Origin of the sequence: Enterovibrio qingdaonensis (genome assembly GCF_028683135.1) — a bacterium.
Lineage (GTDB): Bacteria > Pseudomonadota > Gammaproteobacteria > Enterobacterales > Vibrionaceae > Enterovibrio > Enterovibrio qingdaonensis.
Window position 1 is genome coordinate 125,289 of record NZ_JAJUBB010000011.1, and the last position, 18,435, is coordinate 143,723.

Below are 18,435 nucleotides of genomic sequence, written 5' to 3' on the forward strand. Positions count from 1 at the left end.
CGCAGCTATACGCGGTTTGACCTTTCTTTACTTAGCATTCACTAACATACGCTTATATTTCCGTAGAGGCGTACCCAATGAACAACACACTTAGGCCAGTCTGGCTGCTCCTTTCGCTAGTCTCTGCACTATGGTTTTTGGCAGAACCCGAGTTACTCACTTCCACACAGTTTTTCTATTGGCGTGCTGCAATCATTCAGTACTCAGGCATCATCTCTATCTTGCTCATGTCATTGACCATGATTCTCGCGCTGCGTTTGCCAATGATTGAGCAATGGACACAAGGATTGGACAAATCCTACCGACTCCACAAGTGGTTAGGCATTGGAGCCGCAGGATTCGGCATTGCACACTGGCTTTGGTATCAGGTTCCCAAATGGATGGTGATGGCAGCTTGGCTAACCAGACCAAGCAAACCCAGTGGAGCAAGTTCAGTAGAACCGAGCCAATGGCAAGAGTGGTTGTTGCAACTGCGTGAACCGGCCATGGAAATCGGTGAGAAAGGCTTCTATTTGCTGCTGATCTTGGTGGTCGTTTCTCTTTGGGCTGCACTGAAGTACAAACCCTTCAAGCTCTCTCACAAATTAATGGCATTTGCTTACTTGCTGATCGCATTCCATTCAGCATTGCTACTAAAAGCCAGTTATTGGGCTAATCCAATAAGCTACATCACCCTTGCTGCAATTACGTTGGGTTCAATCGCCGCACTTTATAGTTTGTTTGGTTTTGTCGGTCGTCGACAACGCGCTGCTGCAACAGTAACAAGCACATGCTACTTCCCGGCATCACGAACACTGCTATTAAGCCTGAAACCAGACGAGAAATGGGCAGGCCACCAAGCAGGACAATTCGCTTACCTTCGTGTCGGACAGGAAGAGCCGCACCCGTTCACGATTGTCTCTTCACCGGAGGAATCGGAGGTTCGTTTTCTGATTAAGGAACTGGGAGACTTCACCACAGGCTTACATCAACGGATTGCCGCTGGCGATAACGTTGAATTAGAAGGCCCGTATGGCAAGCTGAACTTTGATTTTGACAAGAAACAGATTTGGGTTGCTGGCGGTGTCGGTGTCGCCTCTTTTCTCGCCGCCTTAGCGCAACGAAAAACAGCTTTACAGCACGCTGGCACGAAAAACTTGGCACCTATCCATGTCTATTACAGCACGAGAGACAAAGACGATGAGTTGGAAGCGAAACTGCATGACCTGTGCATACAAGAAGGCGTAATACTTCGAATTATTGAAAGCGGTTCAGCTACCCGATTAAATGCCGAACAGTTGCAACAAAACCACGGTGATTTAGCTGATTACGAGGTGTATTTCTGCGGACCCGAAGCGTTTTCAAAAGCACTGCGATTAACGCTACCGCGTTATGGGTTAGATGTGAAATCGCGTTTTCATGAAGAGCTATTTGCGATGCGGTAAATACAAGGCGTGTGCAACGCAGAGTTTGAATAAAGTGAAGGCTTGCATACGCCATGAGTAAAAAGCAGACCATGAAACTAGATCGGTAGACAAAATACGCATTTGCTAAACGAAATCTCGCCTTGTCGAGCACATTCAAAAAACCGAAATCTCCATAGAGGATCAATTTCATTCTTTTTTCATGCTTAAGAAATTTTGTATTTCGAAATAGTTATTACGCCCCACCGCCACCAAAATAACCCCTTAAAAACATGCATTTAGTAAAATCACAGTGATGAGTGTAACGTACACGCCATTGGCGACGTAGCGACTGTTGTGATCAAAAGAATATGAAACCGCCAAACGTGTCTCTTAAGCGATACATGGCCTCATTCCTTGTGAGGATATCTCCTTTTATATTTCTCCCTACGGACAAATACCCAAAGAGAAAGACCCGTCAATCTCACCAAAATAAAAGGAAAATACAGTGGCCAACATTATCAATGGGACAGAGGAAGACGATATCCTACGCGGCACAGTCGGTGTGGATGTTATTTACGGACACGGCGGCGATGATTACATTCAGGCGGACGGCGATACGGATACCGTGTATGGCGGCGACGGTAACGATACGGTTATCGGCGGTGATGACAACGACATTGTGCACGGTGACGCTGGAAACGACTGGGTTCGCGGTGGTTTTGGTGACGATCTGCTCTATGGCGGTGAGGGCGATGACCGCGTAGAAGGCGGATTAGGAAACGACCATCTCGAAGGTGGTGCCGGTAACGATTTGCTGTTTGGCGACGATGGCGTGGACACCATCTACGGTGGCGCAGGCGACGATAAAGCGCGCGGCGGCGATGGCAATGACACCGTGCACGGTGGTGATGGTAACGACATCTTATTTGGCAACGACGGCGATGACGTTGTTAGTGGCGATGCAGGCAACGATGTCCTTTGGGGCGGTCAAGGTTCGGATACCCTTCGCGGCGGCGAAGATAACGATTCCCTTTGGGGCGAAGACGGTGCCGATTTCCTTTACGGAGACAATGGCGATGATGCTCTACAAGGTGGGGCTGGCAACGATTACCTCGATGGCGGCTATGACAATGACCGTCTTTTCGGGGGTGACGGCAACGACCACCTGATCGGCGATGACGGCACCGACCCAAACGCTGGCTCAGGTTCAAGCGGCGACGGCGGTGTGAAGCTGGAGGCTGACGGCCCTGCCGTTCAAAGCGGGGCAAATTCGGGCTGGACCACCACCACTGTAACCATTGACGGCGTTCCTTTTGTTGTCACCACACAATTTGGCTACAGCGGCACGACCATCATTTCGCGCGTGGAAACCGACGGCACCTTAACCGAAACGGATCGTTTAACCTACAACAACAGTACCAAGACAGTTGTTTCAACGTCGGCTGGTGACATCACCGGTCAGATTCAGGATGCAGGCCTTTCAGTCGGTGCCTTTGGTAACGGTTTGCACCACTCGAACATTTCCGTTGTAGATGGCACACCCACCCTGTTCCTCACTTCTCAGAACAGCGGTTCAATTACAACCCTGAACATATCGCCTGAAGGCACGCTGTCATTAGAGGGTGGTTTATCTAACTTCGGTGGCTCGCAGACGTGGCTGCGTGATGGCATCATCCGTGAAAACGTGGTGTTTGAAGCCAGCGACGGCAGCGAATACGTGTATGTTACCCGCCCGTTCCATGACCGCGTGGACATTCTGACCTATGACCCTACAACTGGCGCAATGGCAGAAACAGGGAAATCCGTCGTGGCGGGCGATATTGCGTCCAGCATCGACATTATCGAGGCTCACGGTCAAACCTTCGCTGTCGCAAGCGGTAATGCCAGCGTACACCTTTATTCGGTCAATGAGGCGACGGGCGATCTTACCGCCATTGATACTGAAGCTGTCACCAACGGTTCGGGAAATTCCGTTAATTTTTACCAAACAGCGGATGGAACAACCTATGCCATTACCTCAAGCAGCGGTGGAGATTACGCATCTGTCTTTGAGTTGAATGCCGATGGTTCACTCACCCTAACCGACACAATAGACGGTGGTGGTGCGTACATGTCGACAGCAGGCTATGTGGAAGGTCAACCCGTGTTTGTGATGCCAAATGCAACGGAAGGGGTCGACCTGTTCACCATTGATGAAAATGGCCAGCTTGAGCTTCGTACCACCATTACCGATCTGCAAAATGACAACACGCCCCCTGTGATAGTCCAGACTGTCGATGGCAGCTACTTCCTCGTGGACGCTGATGGGCAATCTGCCTCTGTGAAGCTGGCGGTCGATGACTTTCTTGGCACCGCAGTGAATGACTTGCTTGTGGGTGGGAATGGGGATGATCTGCTCGAGGGCGGTGCCGGCGATGATCAACTGTTTGGTAACGCAGACAACGACAAACTGTATGGCGGAGACGGTAACGACGTCCTCAAAGGTGACGATGGCGTAGGCTCTGAAATGGGGCTATTTCAAGTCGGCAGTGCCGTCGCTAATGGCACCAACTATGGTTGGACGACTACCGCCATTGAGATTGATGGTGTGCCTTATGTCCTCACGACATCCTTTGGCTATAGCGGTTCCGCAATTCTTTCTCGCGTTGAAAACGACGGGACACTGACCGAAACCGACCGCATGACGTTCAACAACAGCACTCAGACAGTGACGACCACGTCGAGTGGCGACATTACGGCACAAGTGCAAGATGCTGGTCTTTCTGTAGGTGCGATGGGCAACGGCCTGACGCAATCCAACATGGCGTACGTCGACGGTCAAGCGACGCTTTTCCTCACCTCCCAAAACAGTGGTTCTATCACCACCTGGCACATTTCGGACGACGGCAAACTGTCATTAGACGGTGGTCTGTCCTACTTTGGGGGCTCCCAAACTTGGCTTCGCGGCGGGATCGTACGCGAAAACGTGGTCTTTGAAACCAATGATGGGACTGAGTACCTCTATGTCACCCGCTCTCAAAACGACCGCATCGATATCCTGACGTACGATTCCGATACTGGGAAAATTGCTGAAACGGGCAAAACCGTTGACGCTGGCGACCTTGTCTCCGGCATTGATATTATCTCAATGGGGGCGCAAACCTTTGTTGCATCAAGTGCCAACGGCAGCGTAAACCTTTATACCGTCAATCGCGTCACTGGCGATCTAACACTGGTCGACACGCAGACAGTCACCGCTGGCGGAGGGAATTCGGTCAACTTCTACCAAACCGCGGATGGCGCGACGTATGCCATCACCTCTGGTAACGGCGCAGACTATGCTTCGATTTTTGTGGTTGGCGAAAATGGCACACTCACGCTCACTGACACCATTTCAGGGGGCGGTGCTTACATGTCTTCGGCGGGTTATGTAGATGGAGAGCCTGTGTTCGTGATGCCAAATGCCACTGAAGGTGTCGACCTTTATACCATCGACAGTGACGGAAAGTTCGTGCATCAACTCCATGTTACAGGCATTGATAACGATAAAACGCCACCTGTTATCGTACAGACAGAAGACGGCAGCTACTTCCTTGTCGACGCTGATGGCAACGCGGCATCCGTTGAGTTGGGCTTTGGTTACGACACCATGTCGATTGAAGGCTATACCAATGACGACGAACTCTATGGCGGTGCGGGTAACGACCAATTAGAAGGTAACCACGGAAACGACAAGCTTGATGGCGGTGAAGGTAATGACATCTTGCAGGGTAATGACGGTGCTGACTTCCTGACGGGCGGCGCTGGTTTCGATACGCTCACAGGCGGCAAACATGCCGATGTGTTCTTTTTCGACAGCGAATCCGGCTCGGACACCATTACAGACTTCAACCTGCATGAAGACAGCATCCACATTGATAGCTCGCTAGCCAACAGTGCCGATGCCCTAACCTACTGGCAAAGCGGTGCGAATACAGTCGTTTCTGTCAACGATGGTGCCGCGACCATTACGCTGGAAAACTTCGATGTTGACCGTGTAACCACAGACATGTTCGATTTTGTCTAAACCTCGCTCAATCACAGTGAACCAGTAAAAACAAAACGGCTCATCATGAGCCGTTTTTTAACACGCATCAATCCACAAACTTTACTCCTTACCCCTTCAATACCCCGCTTATTGACCACCTTATAAAAAGGGCTGATGAAGAGGTGCAACCGCGAGTGATACAATGTCACCGCAATAAACCTAAAAATTATAAGTAGAAAAACGACATGACCGAATTCGAAAAGATGCTTGCAGGGAAAGACTTTGACGGCGGTGCAGATTGCATTAACCAAATCCGTCAAAATGCTTCCGACTTATTGCAGGCCATTAATCAAAACACCGATGATGCTCAACGTGATGCGCTGTTTCAAAAGCTTATGGGTGCTATTCCAGCATCAAGTATTGTTCGTTCCCCATTCTATTGTGAGTTCGGCAAAACGATTTCGATTGGTGAAAAGACCTTCATCAATATGAACGTAACCATGCTGGACGGTGCAAAAATCACTATTGGCAACAATGTGTTGATTGGCCCGAACACACAGCTTTACTGTGCTAGCCACGAGTTGAACTATCTCAAACGCCGTAACTGGGAAACCAGCTGTGCGCCGATAACCATTGAGGATGATGTGTGGATTGGCGGCAATGTGGTGATCAATCAAGGTGTGACCATTGGTGCGCGTTCTGTGATTGCGGCTAACTCCGTCGTCAATTCCGATGTACCGCCAGATTCTCTGTATGGTGGCACACCCGCTAAGTTGATTCGGGTGATTCATGAGAACGAGCAGGTTCAAGAGAACCAATAAACCTCGCTAGAACAGTGCTTTCCACCTTCCCCACATACAAAAACACCCCAACGGCACAACCTTTGGGGTGTTTTTCTTTTAATCAAATTTTCAGCGTTCAGCAGTCGAACTGATACACCGTTTGGTACGCGTATTCCTCACCCAGTTTTAAGAAACAACTTGGTTGTTCCCATTCAGGGTGGTTGGGCGAGTCCGGCAGGAATTGGGTCTCCAGAGCCAAGCCCGCATAGTCGAAGTACGTGCCACCCGAGCGGTTTGGTGTGCCTTCCAACCAGTTGCCGGTGTAGAGCTGCATGGCTGGTTTGTCCGTAAACACGCTTAGGGTAATGCGCCCATCCGGTGAGGTAACAACAGCGACCGGAGCCTCAGGGTCTCGTTTGGTATCAAACAAATAGCTGTGGTCGTAGCCTTTCGCGGGGATTTGATCTTCGTCTGACATGATGTCTTGAGCGACCAATTTGGCCTCTCGGAAATCAAAACCCGTGCCTTCCACTGCTTTCAACTCACCGTGAGGAATACCAACATCATTGGTGGGAAGGTAACGGTCTGCGGCGATCATCAAACGATGCTCTCGGCAATCCGCACCCGACTCTGCCCCCATCAAGTTAAAGTAGGCATGATTGGTCAGGTTCACTGGGGTGGTTTTGTCTGTAATTGCCTTGTACCCAATCACCACTTGATTGTCATCGGTCAGTGTATAGGTCACCGCAGCGTTAACTTTGCCCGGAAAGCCTTGGTCGCCATCATCCGAGACCAACGAGAAGGTCACCGCACTGACTGATTGGGATTCAATGCTCCAGCGGCGTTTATCAAAGCCTTCCACACCACCGTGCAGCGTGTTTCCCGCTTGGTTAGTTGAGACTTGATAGTCTTGACCATCGATAGAAAAACGGCCTTTGGCAATACGGTTTGCATAACGGCCAACTGTCACACCCAGAAAGCTTTGGTGCGCAATAAAGTCTGCCATGGTATTTACGCCCAGCAGCACTTCCCTTGCGCCTTCTGCCAAAGACACTTGGCAGCTCAACCATGTTGCACCGATGTCCATCAGCACCACTTGCATGCCGTGGCTGTTTTGCAGCGTAACAAGGTTTGCAGGCTGGCCATCAAACGCCGCCTGCGATGTCATTCCTTGCACTAGTGATTGCTCCATCGTTAACCTTTGGTCCAGCTTTAACCCTTGGTCCAGCTTTAACCCTTGGTCCAGCGAAAGTCCTTGGTCCATCGTCGTTCCTTACAGCACGTCTACCAGTCCTGCGCCGTCTTTTGCCTGACAAACGTAGATTGATGCCACCAGACCTGTTGCTGCTTCGTATTGTGCATCAACGGCAGCTTTCACATCATCAACCAGCGATGGTGGAACCAAAGAGACGATACAACCGCCGAAGCCGCCGCCCGTCATTCGTACACCGCCTTGTTCGCCAATCACTGACTTAACGATGTCAACCAAGGTGTCGATTTCTTTCACCGTGATTTCGAAGTCATCACGCATTGATACGTGAGATTCTGCCATTAACACGCCCATGCGCTTCATGTCGTTTGCGCGCAGCGCATCAGCGGCTTCAACAGTGCGGTCGTTTTCAGTGATCACGTGACGGGCACGTTTCGCCACTACCTCATCCAGCAGGTGTTTTTTGGCATTGAATTCTTCGATGGTTACATCGCGCAGTGCTTTCACACCAAAGGTCGCAGCGGCTTCTTCACACTGCTTACGGCGGGTGTTGTATTCACTGTCTACCAGACCGCGACGTTTGTTGGAGTTGATGATCACGACTGCAACGTCTTCTGGCATAGAGACCGCTTGCGTTTCCAGTGAGCGGCAGTCCAGCAACAAGGCGTGGTTTTCTTGCCCTTCCGCGGAGATCATCTGATCCATGATGCCGCAGTTGCAGCCCACGAATTCGTTTTCTGCTTGCTGGCCATTTAGTGCGATTTCCGCCTGGCTGATTTCCAGATTGAACAAAGTTTTGAACGTCTGGCCGATCACCACTTCCAAAGCAGCAGAAGAGCTCAAACCCGCGCCTTGAGGCACGTTGCCTGTTACTGCAATGTCTGCGCCGTTGAACGTGTAGCCGCGACCCTGCAGGCACTTCACCACACCGCGAATGTAGTTCGCCCACATTTTGTCTTGCAGGAAAGTAATTTCTTCGTTGAGGTCGAACTCGTCCACTTCGTTGTCGTAATCCACTGACACAAGGCGAACCTTCATGTCATCACGCTTCGCGGCTGCAACGACTGTTTGGTAGTTAATGGCACATGGCAGCACGAAGCCGTCGTTGTAGTCGGTGTGCTCACCAATGAGGTTTACACGACCTGGGGCTTGAATAATGTGTGTTGGCAAATAGCCCAACACGGCTTCAAAAGAGGCTTTAACGTTTGAAATCAGTTCAGACATGTTTCTACTCTCAATCATTAATAGTCGTTTTGAATCCTGCGCGTCGTTTTTTCTTCATCATTGGTATTAAAACACGCAGGGGTTCCCAAATTATTTCTGTTCTTTGTAATGCACGTCGCTTACGTCACGAAGACGCTGCGCTGCTTGCTCGGCGGTCAAATCACGTTGGCTTTCTGCCAACATTTCATAGCCCACCATAAACTTACGTACCGATGCGCTGCGCAGCAGCGGCGGATAGAAAAGCGCATGTAATTGCCAATGCTCAATGTCCGTGCCTTCTTCGAAGAACGGCGCGTAGTGCCAGCCCATTGAATACGGGAATGCGCATTGGAACAGGTTGTCGTAACGGCTGGTCAGCTTCTTGATGGCTAATGCCAAATCATCACGTTGTTCCTCACTCAATTCACTCATACGGCGAATGTGCGTTTTTGGCAGCAACATGGTTTCAAACGGCCAAGCCGCCCAATAAGGGACAACAGCTAACCAGTGCTCGGTTTCTACAACCGTGCGACTGCCGTCTTTCATTTCAGCCTGAACATAGTCCACCAGCAGGTTAGACCCGTTTTCGTCAAAGTATGCTTTCAGGTTTTGCTCTTTACGCTCAATCTCGTTTGGCAGAAAGCTGTTTGCCCAAATTTGACCATGCGGGTGCGGCTGCGAACAGCCCATGGTTTCACCCTTGTTCTCAAACGCTTGAACCCAGACATAGTCTTTGCCCAGCTCTTCGATTTGGTCATTCCATGTGTCGATAACGCCACGAATTTTGTTCAGCGGCAGTTCTGGCAAAGTCTTGCTGTGATCGGGAGAGAAACAAATCACACGGCTCAAACCACGTACACCCTGCGTTTTGAACAGCGGGTTATCTGATTCTGGTGCCTCTGGTGAATCAGTCATCAACGCAGCAAAGTCATTGGTGAAAACGTACGTCCCTTCATAATCAGGGTTCACATCACCAGAGATACGTGCATTGGTTGGGCAAAGAAAACAGGTTTCTTCATACGCCGGAAGTTGTTCGGTCGAAGGTTTTTCATCTTGCCCACTCCAAGGACGCTTGGCGCGATGCGGAGAGACCAAGATCCACTGACCTGTCAGCGGGTTGTAGCGACGATGCGGGTGATCAACCGGATTAAATTCAACGTTAGTCATTGTTCTTATCTCAAATCTAAATCTGCGTCTAAGGCTGGTTACACAAAAAGGTACCAGCCCGTAGGGATGTTCTTATTCTTCGGTTGCATAACCTTGCGGGTTGGCAGATTGCCAACGCCACGTATCTGCAGTCATTTCTGCCACAGTACGTGTCGCTTTCCAGCCCAGCACGTTTTCTGCTTTTTCTGTGCTCGCCCAACACTCGGCAATGTCACCCGGTCGACGCGGATTAATTTCATAAGCAACCGGCTTGCCGCAAGCCTCGCCAAATGCCGCTACCATTTCCAGTACGCTAGACCCTTTGCCTGTGCCTAGGTTGAAGGTGTGCAAACCTGCTTGTTCCCCAACTGCTTTCAGCGCGGCAATGTGGCCGTCTGCCAAATCCATCACGTGGATGTAATCACGCACGCCAGTGCCGTCAGGTGTCGGGTAGTCGTTTCCAAATACCGCCAATTTTTCACGGCGACCCACTGCAACCTGTGCGATAAATGGCATCAAGTTATTTGGGATACCTTGCGGGTCTTCGCCCATGATGCCAGACGGGTGTGCACCAACTGGGTTAAAGTAACGAAGCAAGGTGATGCTCCAGTCATTTTCAGCATGGAACAAGTCACCGAAGCACTGCTCAACCATGTACTTGCTTCGTCCATATGGGTTGGTAGTTGCGCCCGTCGGTGAATCCTCAGTAATAGGAACAATTTCTGGATCGCCATACACAGTTGCAGATGAGCTAAACACAATACTTTTCACGCCCGCTTTACGCATACAACGCGCCAGTACCAGCGAGCCATTCACGTTGTTGTCGTAATACTCCAGCGGCTTTGCCACAGATTCACCCACCGCTTTTAAGCCTGCGAAGTGAATGACCGCTTTGATGTCGTGCTCTGCGAAAACAGCATCCAGAAACGCTTCATCGCGAATATCGCCTTCGTAGAAACGCGGCATCTGCCCTGCGAGGGTTTCGATGCGATTGAGTACTTCTGTTTTCGCATTACACAGGTTGTCGACAATGATGGGCTCCATACTTGCTGCAATCATCTGTACGCAAGTGTGGCTGCCGATATATCCCATTCCACCCGTTACTAGCACTTTCACGCTTCGCATCTCCATCTTCACGGCGGTCATGCCGCAGAACTCTCGTATTTTTTTGTGGTTATTTACTCAGCATTGCCATTATGAATTCACTTGGTGCAACACTTTGTGTAAACGTTTCCACAACTATATATGAGGCGTCCCATTTCGCCTAGCCTTTGCTTTCTAGATTAGTGGAAATTCAGCAGAATATTTTGGAAAGTGTGAGCGACGTACTTATCGTTCCGCCGCTCACGGTAGGGTAATCAGGAGTTAGCTTGCAGTAGCAGGTGTTGCAGAGGTGTTCGCTTCTAGGTCTGTTTCCGCATTGAAGCCTTCGTGTAAACGATAGTAACCTTTATAAATCAGCGCACTAATCAACATCAGCACCGCAGGTAGACCGACCATCATAAATTGCAGGCCCATGATGGTTGTCTCCGATTGGACTTCATTCGGCACATAGCCAACGACTGACAAGCCCACACCAACAATAAAGCCACCTGCTGCGCCTGCGAATTTCACCAACATGGTTTGTACTGAGAAGATAACGCTCTCACTGCGACGGCCGGTTTTGTGCTCGCCGTAATCAACCACGTCTGCCAGCATGACTGTCTGCAGGGCGTTCGCCACACCGACACCAAACTTGATAGCAGCACCAGCAAGGCCAATCATTACTGCATTACCCGGCATTGTGAAGCTCATTACCAGCAGCACGATACACGATACGATCGGGAAGCCACTTGCGATAAACCACAGGTATTTACGTGGTAGAAGTGTCGCAAGGCGAGGAAATAGGAATACGCCCGCCACTTCGGCAATGCCTGCCACCATCATGTAAACAGGGAACAGTTCGGCATCGCCCAATGCGTAGGTGAAGTAGTAAATAGCAAAACCACCTACTAGCAAGTTCGCGATTTGGAAAGACAATACAGTACCAATCAAGGCTTTCAATTGGTCATTCTTGCCAATGATTTCAAGCACATCTTTGAAACTGAATTTCTCTGGTGCGGCTGCATTATCAGGTGCTGCTTTTTCTTTTACGTTACGCGCAATCAAGAATGCACTCATCACGAATAACACAGCGATCAGCATAGCAACATTGAAGAAGCCGTCACCTTGGTCACCATTTCCTAGCTTGCCAACAATGTGCAGACCGTAAGTACCGGTAATAAACCATGCCAGACTTGCAAACAGTCGTGGCCACACCACCAACTTCTCACGTTCTTGGCGAGAGCTTGAAAGCGCAGGGATCATTGACCAGTAAGGGATATCCATAATGGTGTAGGTCAAGCCCCACAAAATGTAAGCAGCGGCGGCATAAATATACAGCGCAGTACCTTCAAACATGTGCGTACTAAACAGACCCACTAACACCACGGCGTTTAGCAGAGTACCTATCACTATCCAAGGACGGAATTTGCCGAACTTCGAGCGCGTGTTATCGACAATCACACCCATCATAGGATCAGTAATTGCGTCAATAATGCGTGCAGCCAAGAAAATGGTACCGACGAATGCTGCAGACAGCCCTGCTACGTCGGTGAAGTAGAACATCAAGAAGATATATATCGGTGCACAGGCAAAATCTTTGCCCAGTGCGCCAAGACCGTAGGAAAGCTTAGTTTGTAAGGTTATTTTGTCAGACATTTTATTATCCTTTGTTGCCGCTATCGCCTCATGCTTTGAGTCTTAAACGTGCAATGGTTGTCATTGGTCTGACGCGGATACTATCGGTACTTACATCGCTAATCTGTGATCAAATCGCCTCAAATGGAAACGTTTACACACAATGATATTAAAATTGTGACATATGCACATGAGTATCTATTATTCATGGCATTTTCTATCCATAAAGTACTATTTTTAGTCATTTAGATACTTTATTAAAAGTATAACGATTACAACTTAATCATTACTTCTATAGACCACTATTTTTGGTATTTAAAGAAAACAAAAGCCGCACTATTCTTTCGAATAGCACGGCTTTTGTGGAAATTTTCAATCTCTATTAGTGAAGAAGCTTCAAGCGAATAAGCAACGCAGTTTCAGCGTCCAAAATCGGCATGGTTAAACCAATTTTTTCACACCACTCCCCCGATAACTCACATCCTTCATTGGTCCAAAATGGCTGACAATTCACAATGTCATTAAAGTTGCTTGGTTTATCCAACACCTCTACGTGATAAATAGCATCAGGATCTAAACCCGGAATTCGCAAATGCCCGCTGAGAGCGTTGGTCGGCATCGCCAACTGCGCGATCATAACCACCGCTTCTGATTGGTCTTTCGCTATCACGGCGTGAACCTGATGTGCATCATCATCGGTTTGAACTCGCCACGTTTTGCCACTATGAAGTAACGGCCTCAACGCTTTATGTAGCTTAATGTAATGCTCGAATCCGTTTTTCTCTTCCTTCGTTTCTTTCACCGGATCCAACTCGATCCCCATGTGCCCGAACAATGCGGTCAAGCCACGAAACTCGATGCTGTGACGACGTCTCGTGCTGTGGCAGTGGCTGGCACCGATGTGACTTCCCATCACTTCCGGCGGGAAGAAATAGCTCATACCACGCTGAATACGCTGACGCTCTAACGCGTCATTGTTATCAGATGTCCAAAAACGATGTGTGCGCTTGAGAATTTCAAAATCGATGCGACCGCCACCTGCTGCACAGGATTCAATTTCAACGTTCGGGTGCGCAGCGCGTACTTTGTCGACCAACGCATAGTAGCATTCTGTCTGTTTCTGCCCCGCCGCTTTACCTTCATGCCCCGGCTGAACAATCTCACGGTTCATGTCCCATTTGATATAGGCAATATTGTACGAGCTTAGAAAATGGTCGAGGCGCTCAAACAAAAAATTAAACGCATCATCATTTTGCAAATCAATCACAAACTGGTTTCGACCCGTAGGCTGATCGTAACCAGCAACGGCAAGTAACCAATCAGGATGCGCACGGTAAAGATCAGAATCTTTGTTGATCATCTCTGGTTCAAACCAAAGCCCAAACTCCATGCCAAGCGCGTTAACGTGATCAACAATCAGAGCCAAACCGTTCGGGTATTTGCTTTCATCCAGAAACCAGTCACCTAACCCAGCTTTGTCACCATTTCGACCTCGGAACCACCCATCATCAATGATGAATCGCTCAACACCCATTTCAGCCGACTGAGTCGCCATCGCCATGATGTATTCAGGGTCATGGTCAAAGTAGATCCCTTCCCAAGTATTGAGGTGTATAGGACGCGGCTTTTTCGCAAAGTCCGAAGGCAAAACGGCTTCGCGCACATGGCTGTGGAAATGATGGCTCATGCCATTCAAACCCGCCCCGCTATAACTCGCATAGAGCCAAGGGGTTGTCAGGCTCTCGCCTTTTTCCAGTGCAACTTCACCTGGCAAGTAAATCACTTCCGCCTGAACCAAACGACGACCGTCCGCCTTCACGTCTACGCGCATACGGTGGTTGCCGCTCCACGCAAAGTGGAAGCCCCAAACATCCCCCTGCATTTCAGTGAAATGCGACGTCCCCACAACCAGTGCAGGGTAATGTTCATGTGAAGTGCGGCCACGGCGGTTTTCTTGCTGATATCCGCCTTGCAGCAATGGCTGACGTACAGTTTGGAACTCGTGAACCCAGCGTCCGTAGTAAGCCATGATTTCATTGGCGCGCGCAGGCACAGGCACGGTGTTTGCCAAGCGGTTGACCTGATAAATGCCTTCTTTAAGGTTGCCGAGCGTGTGGCGCACTTTCACTACATCATGTGCGTCCATTACCAATTCTGACGTCAAACGCAGACCCGCACGCGCGTCCACGCTTATGGTCGTCACTTTGCCTTCTTCATGCTCGACTTTTTCAATCACAAATACAGGCGCCCAGTCTTGGCCGTTTCTGTGCCCTTCAATCCCTGGGCTGCTAAACACACCGCGCCCCAACTCTGGGCTCAGCGTCATAGAAACATCGTTGTCCAACCTGCCGTAAGGTACTGGACGGAAAAGGGCTTTTCTAAAACCGCTTAATGAACCGGAAACGGGCTGCCCCCAATGCAGTATTTCTGCGTAATCACCGAGTTCGATAATCATCTGGCTGTCTTGACCAGACAAAGTGATGAGTTTTTGTTTATTCATGCTCGCCAATCCCAGGCTCTTTTCTTTCTTGGCATGATAGTCAAAGTTTTTCACTTGTCTGCGTACAAAACACAAAAGTGTTAACGTTTACACATTTTTGTAGGTTATGACGAAACACCACGCATACAGTTGTTAATGCTGATACTTGGTGACTACCATGACCTACCCTCGTTGGCTAACCACGCTGAAATGAAATCCAACGCACAATTTCAGCACAAATAAATGTAAACGTTACCACTTACTCTTTAAACTTGCCTCAACAGCTGCTTGCTTGGCGTTTCCTTGGTGTTTGACTCAACACCTAGCTTGCGGCAAACCCTAATAAAAAGAAGTAGGAACACCATGACGGCATTTTCAGCAATCCTTCAACGTAGAGACTGGGAAAATCCCCAGTCCGTCAACATCAACTGCTTAAAGGCACACAGCCCGCTTTCTAGCTATCGCACCCTTTTCCACGCCAGAGATGGTATTCAAGGAAAGCGTTGCTCTTTGAATGGTCAATGGGCGTTCAAATTGTTTGATGCACCCGAGAAGGTAGAGGGGGAGTTTATCGAAACTCTCTTTGATGATACTGACTGGAACACGATTCCGGTGCCGTCTAACTGGCAGCTACACGGCTACGACAAACCCATTTATGCCAATGTAAAATACCCGTTTGACGTGAACCCTCCGCTTGTCCCTGCTGATAACCCGACAGGCTGCTACCGTACTCGCATTACCTTGTCAGCTGAAGATCTAGAAAACACGCAACGCATTATTTTTGACGGTGTGAACTCTGCTTTTCACTTGTGGTGTAACGGCAAATGGGTCGGCTACAGCCAAGACAGCCGCCTTCCGTCTGAGTTCGACCTTTCTGACTTCCTTACTGTTGGTGAGAACACGCTGGCAGTCATGGTGCTACGCTGGTGCGATGGTACCTATCTAGAAGATCAGGATATGTGGTGGCTAAGTGGTATTTTCCGCGACGTCACTTTGCTGTCTAAACCCAAGCAGTGCATTGAAGATGTGTTCATTACACCGGATTTAGATGCGTGTTACCGCGACGGTTCACTTTCCATCGTGACGCACATTTCAGCTCCTGATACTTACCAAGTTCAAGTACAGCTTTTCGAAAACAACACGGCTTTGACGGCTCCAGAAGTGGCGAAACCGCACAACCGCCGTATTGATGAGCGCGGCACCTATTGTGATGTGGTGTTTCAAACTCTTCACGTTCGTGAACCGAAGAAATGGTCAGCGGAAACGCCGAATCTCTACCGTTTAGTGGTGTCATTGCTGGACGAACACGGCGCACACGTGGAAAGCGAAGCGTATCAGGTTGGCTTCCGTAAAGTGGAAATGGCTGATGGCCAACTCATGCTGAACGGCAAAGCCTTGCTTATTCGCGGCGTTAACCGTCATGAGCATCATCCTGAACTTGGTCATGTCATGACCGAAGAAGACATGATCCGCGATATTCGTTTGCTGAAGCAGAACAACTTCAACGCTGTTCGTACTGCCCACTACCCTAACCATCCTCGTTGGTATGAACTGTGCGACCAATACGGTTTGTATGTGTGTGACGAAGCGAATATTGAAACACACGGCATGCAGCCAATGAACCGCTTGTCAGCAGACCCTCAGTGGGCGCACGCGTACATGAGTCGCTATACCCAAATGGTGATGCGCGACAAAAACCACCCATCCATCATCATTTGGTCATTGGGTAACGAGTCTGGCCACGGCAGCAGCCACAACGCTATGTATGGCTGGTCAAAACAATATGACCCTTCGCGTCCTGTTCAATATGAAGGTGGTGGCGCAAATACAACGGCTACAGACATCATCGCCCCAATGTATGCTCGCGTGAATACCGAGATTGAAGACGACGCCGTTCCTAAGCATGCGATTAAAAAATGGATTTCATTACCGAATGAAAAACGCCCTCTTATCCTTTGCGAATACGCACACGCGATGGGGAACAGTTTGGGCAGCTTTAACGAGTACTGGGATGCATTCCGCGAATACCCTCGCCTACAAGGGGGATTCATTTGGGATTGGGTTGATCAAGGCCTCAGCCAATTTGATGAAAACGGCCAGCACTTCTGGGCGTATGGTGGTGATTTTGGCGATACGATCAATGACCGTCAGTTCTGTATCAATGGCTTAATTTTCCCTGATCGCACACCACACCCTACATTGGAAGAAGCCAAATTCTGCCAACGAATGATTACCGCAGCGTTAGTGGAGCAACAAGGTAATACGTTCCACCTGAAGGTTACTAACGAGAACCTGTTCCGCGCGACTGATAACGAAGTGCTGACATGGACCTTGTTAGAAAATGGCGTCGCTATTCAATCTGGTCAAATGGCGTTAGACGTAGCGGCTGACAGCAGTGAAGTGCTGGAAATCAATGCTCCGTTTGCAGCAAAAGCAAAAGCGGTTTATCACTTAAATACTGATATCGCATTAGTCAACGACACGGCTTGGGCAGAAGCAGGACATGTGATTGCCACCGAGCAGTTTGCGGTTCAAAACTCTACAGGCCTGACACTTCCTACAACGGTTAGTCCGAAAGCACCTGTATTGACAGTAAGTGAAGACTCACTGATTGTTCACACACAGGATGCGAAAACGTCTTGGTGCTTTGACCGTCAATCGGGTTTGATGACAAATTGGACGATTGATGGCATCGCTCAGATACTTCGTGGTCCGGTTGATAATTTCTACCGTGCCCCGCTCGATAATGATATCGGGATAAGTGAGATTGATAACGTCGACCCGAATGCTTGGGTGTGTCGTTGGGAACAAGCAGGCATTGGCCACTGGGAGCGCGAATGCGTTCAATTCAATCACGACGAGACGGCATCGTCAGTTGTCGTTAACGCAACGTTTGCATACCACTTCAATGCCACCATTCAAGCTATAACAACGTGGTGCTATACCTTCTCTGACAATGGTGAAGTGACGATCGATGTGAAGGTACAACTGGCCGATTACCTTCCACCGATGCCGCGTATTGGCCTTGCCTTCGAGCTACCACTGGCAAAAGATGAAAACAGCGTGAGTTGGAAAGGTTTAGGGCCTTTTGAAAACTACCCTGACCGATTGGCGGGCGCGCGTTTTGGACACTACAACCAAGAGTTGGAAACGATGTACACACCGTATATCTTCCCAACCGATAGCGGTCTCCGCTGCGGTACACATTGGATGCAAGCAGGCAAGATTCAGGTGTCTGGGGACTTCCAATTTAACGTGTCGCGATTCGACCCAATGCAATTGACTGATGCGAAGCACACCAACGAGTTAATGGCCGAAGATAAAATGTATGTCTATGTCGATCACCGTCATATGGGCGTTGGCGGCGATGATTCTTGGAGCCCAAGCGTGCATAAGGAATTCCAGTTAACGGACAAGCATTACCGGTATCAAGTTACGCTACGCGGTTGTTAATAAGCCCTTAAACGACAGACCCCTTTGCCGAATATCAAGGTAAAGGGGTTTTT

Annotated in this window: 10 protein-coding genes; 4 read left to right on the forward strand and 6 right to left on the reverse strand. The window is 49.3% G+C overall.

Annotation, left to right across the window (positions count from 1 at the left end):
* Positions 1 to 77: 77 nt before the first annotated feature.
* From LRP49_RS15685 to LRP49_RS15695, 3 genes are all read left to right on the forward strand, one after another.
* Positions 78 to 1,424 (forward strand): ferredoxin reductase family protein, encoded by a 1,347-nt coding sequence (locus LRP49_RS15685; RefSeq protein WP_274143247.1) that lies wholly within the window; start codon positions 78 to 80, stop codon positions 1,422 to 1,424.
* A gap of 466 nt (positions 1,425 to 1,890) precedes the next feature.
* Positions 1,891 to 5,430 carry a calcium-binding protein gene (locus LRP49_RS15690; protein WP_274143248.1) on the forward strand — a complete coding sequence of 1,180 codons (3,540 nt, stop codon included), beginning with the start codon at positions 1,891 to 1,893 and terminating at the stop codon, positions 5,428 to 5,430.
* 206 nt (positions 5,431 to 5,636) lie between these two features.
* Entirely contained in the window at positions 5,637 to 6,212 is a 576-nt protein-coding gene (locus LRP49_RS15695) for a sugar O-acetyltransferase (RefSeq protein WP_274143249.1), read from the forward strand.
* Positions 6,213 to 6,309: 97 nt separating this feature from the next.
* Here LRP49_RS15695 and galM read toward each other — a convergent pair whose 3' ends face one another.
* From galM to LRP49_RS15725, 6 genes are all read right to left on the reverse strand, one after another.
* Positions 6,310 to 7,365 carry a galactose-1-epimerase gene (gene galM / locus LRP49_RS15700; protein ID WP_274143293.1) on the reverse strand — a complete coding sequence of 352 codons (1,056 nt, stop codon included), beginning with the start codon at positions 7,363 to 7,365 and terminating at the stop codon, positions 6,310 to 6,312.
* Positions 7,366 to 7,446: 81 nt separating this feature from the next.
* Positions 7,447 to 8,607 (reverse strand): galactokinase, encoded by a 1,161-nt coding sequence (gene galK, locus LRP49_RS15705; RefSeq protein ID WP_274143250.1) that lies wholly within the window; start codon positions 8,605 to 8,607, stop codon positions 7,447 to 7,449.
* A 90-nt stretch (positions 8,608 to 8,697) separates the two neighbouring features.
* Positions 8,698 to 9,753 (reverse strand): UDP-glucose--hexose-1-phosphate uridylyltransferase, encoded by a 1,056-nt coding sequence (locus LRP49_RS15710; RefSeq protein ID WP_274143251.1) that lies wholly within the window; start codon positions 9,751 to 9,753, stop codon positions 8,698 to 8,700.
* A 72-nt stretch (positions 9,754 to 9,825) separates the two neighbouring features.
* Entirely contained in the window at positions 9,826 to 10,848 is a 1,023-nt protein-coding gene (gene galE, locus LRP49_RS15715) for a UDP-glucose 4-epimerase GalE (protein ID WP_274143252.1), read from the reverse strand.
* A gap of 249 nt (positions 10,849 to 11,097) precedes the next feature.
* Positions 11,098 to 12,471 carry a melibiose:sodium transporter MelB gene (melB, locus tag LRP49_RS15720; RefSeq protein WP_274143253.1) on the reverse strand — a complete coding sequence of 458 codons (1,374 nt, stop codon included), beginning with the start codon at positions 12,469 to 12,471 and terminating at the stop codon, positions 11,098 to 11,100.
* Between the two features lie 361 nt (positions 12,472 to 12,832).
* Positions 12,833 to 14,950, reverse strand: a complete 2,118-nt coding sequence (locus tag LRP49_RS15725) for an alpha-galactosidase (RefSeq protein WP_274143254.1) — start codon at positions 14,948 to 14,950, stop codon at positions 12,833 to 12,835.
* A 342-nt stretch (positions 14,951 to 15,292) separates the two neighbouring features.
* On the opposite strand from LRP49_RS15725, the gene LRP49_RS15730 reads away from it, so the two are divergent.
* Complete coding sequence (locus LRP49_RS15730; protein WP_274143255.1) at positions 15,293 to 18,382, forward strand: beta-galactosidase; 3,090 nt, start codon at positions 15,293 to 15,295, stop codon at positions 18,380 to 18,382.
* Positions 18,383 to 18,435: the final 53 nt, after the last annotated feature.

Bases quoted from the DNA above. Each gene is read 5' to 3' on its own strand.
- galK (WP_274143250.1), bottom strand. From the start codon at position 8,607: ATGTCTGAACTGATTTCAAACGTTAAAGCCTCTTTTGAAGCCGTGTTG.
- LRP49_RS15695 (WP_274143249.1), top strand. From the start codon at position 5,637: ATGACCGAATTCGAAAAGATGCTTGCAGGGAAAGACTTTGACGGCGGT.
- galM (WP_274143293.1), bottom strand. From the start codon at position 7,365: ATGGAGCAATCACTAGTGCAAGGAATGACATCGCAGGCGGCGTTTGAT.
- melB (WP_274143253.1), bottom strand. From the start codon at position 12,471: ATGTCTGACAAAATAACCTTACAAACTAAGCTTTCCTACGGTCTTGGC.
- LRP49_RS15710 (WP_274143251.1), bottom strand. From the start codon at position 9,753: ATGACTAACGTTGAATTTAATCCGGTTGATCACCCGCATCGTCGCTAC.
- LRP49_RS15725 (WP_274143254.1), bottom strand. From the start codon at position 14,950: ATGAATAAACAAAAACTCATCACTTTGTCTGGTCAAGACAGCCAGATG.
- LRP49_RS15730 (WP_274143255.1), top strand. From the start codon at position 15,293: ATGACGGCATTTTCAGCAATCCTTCAACGTAGAGACTGGGAAAATCCC.
- LRP49_RS15685 (WP_274143247.1), top strand. From the start codon at position 78: ATGAACAACACACTTAGGCCAGTCTGGCTGCTCCTTTCGCTAGTCTCT.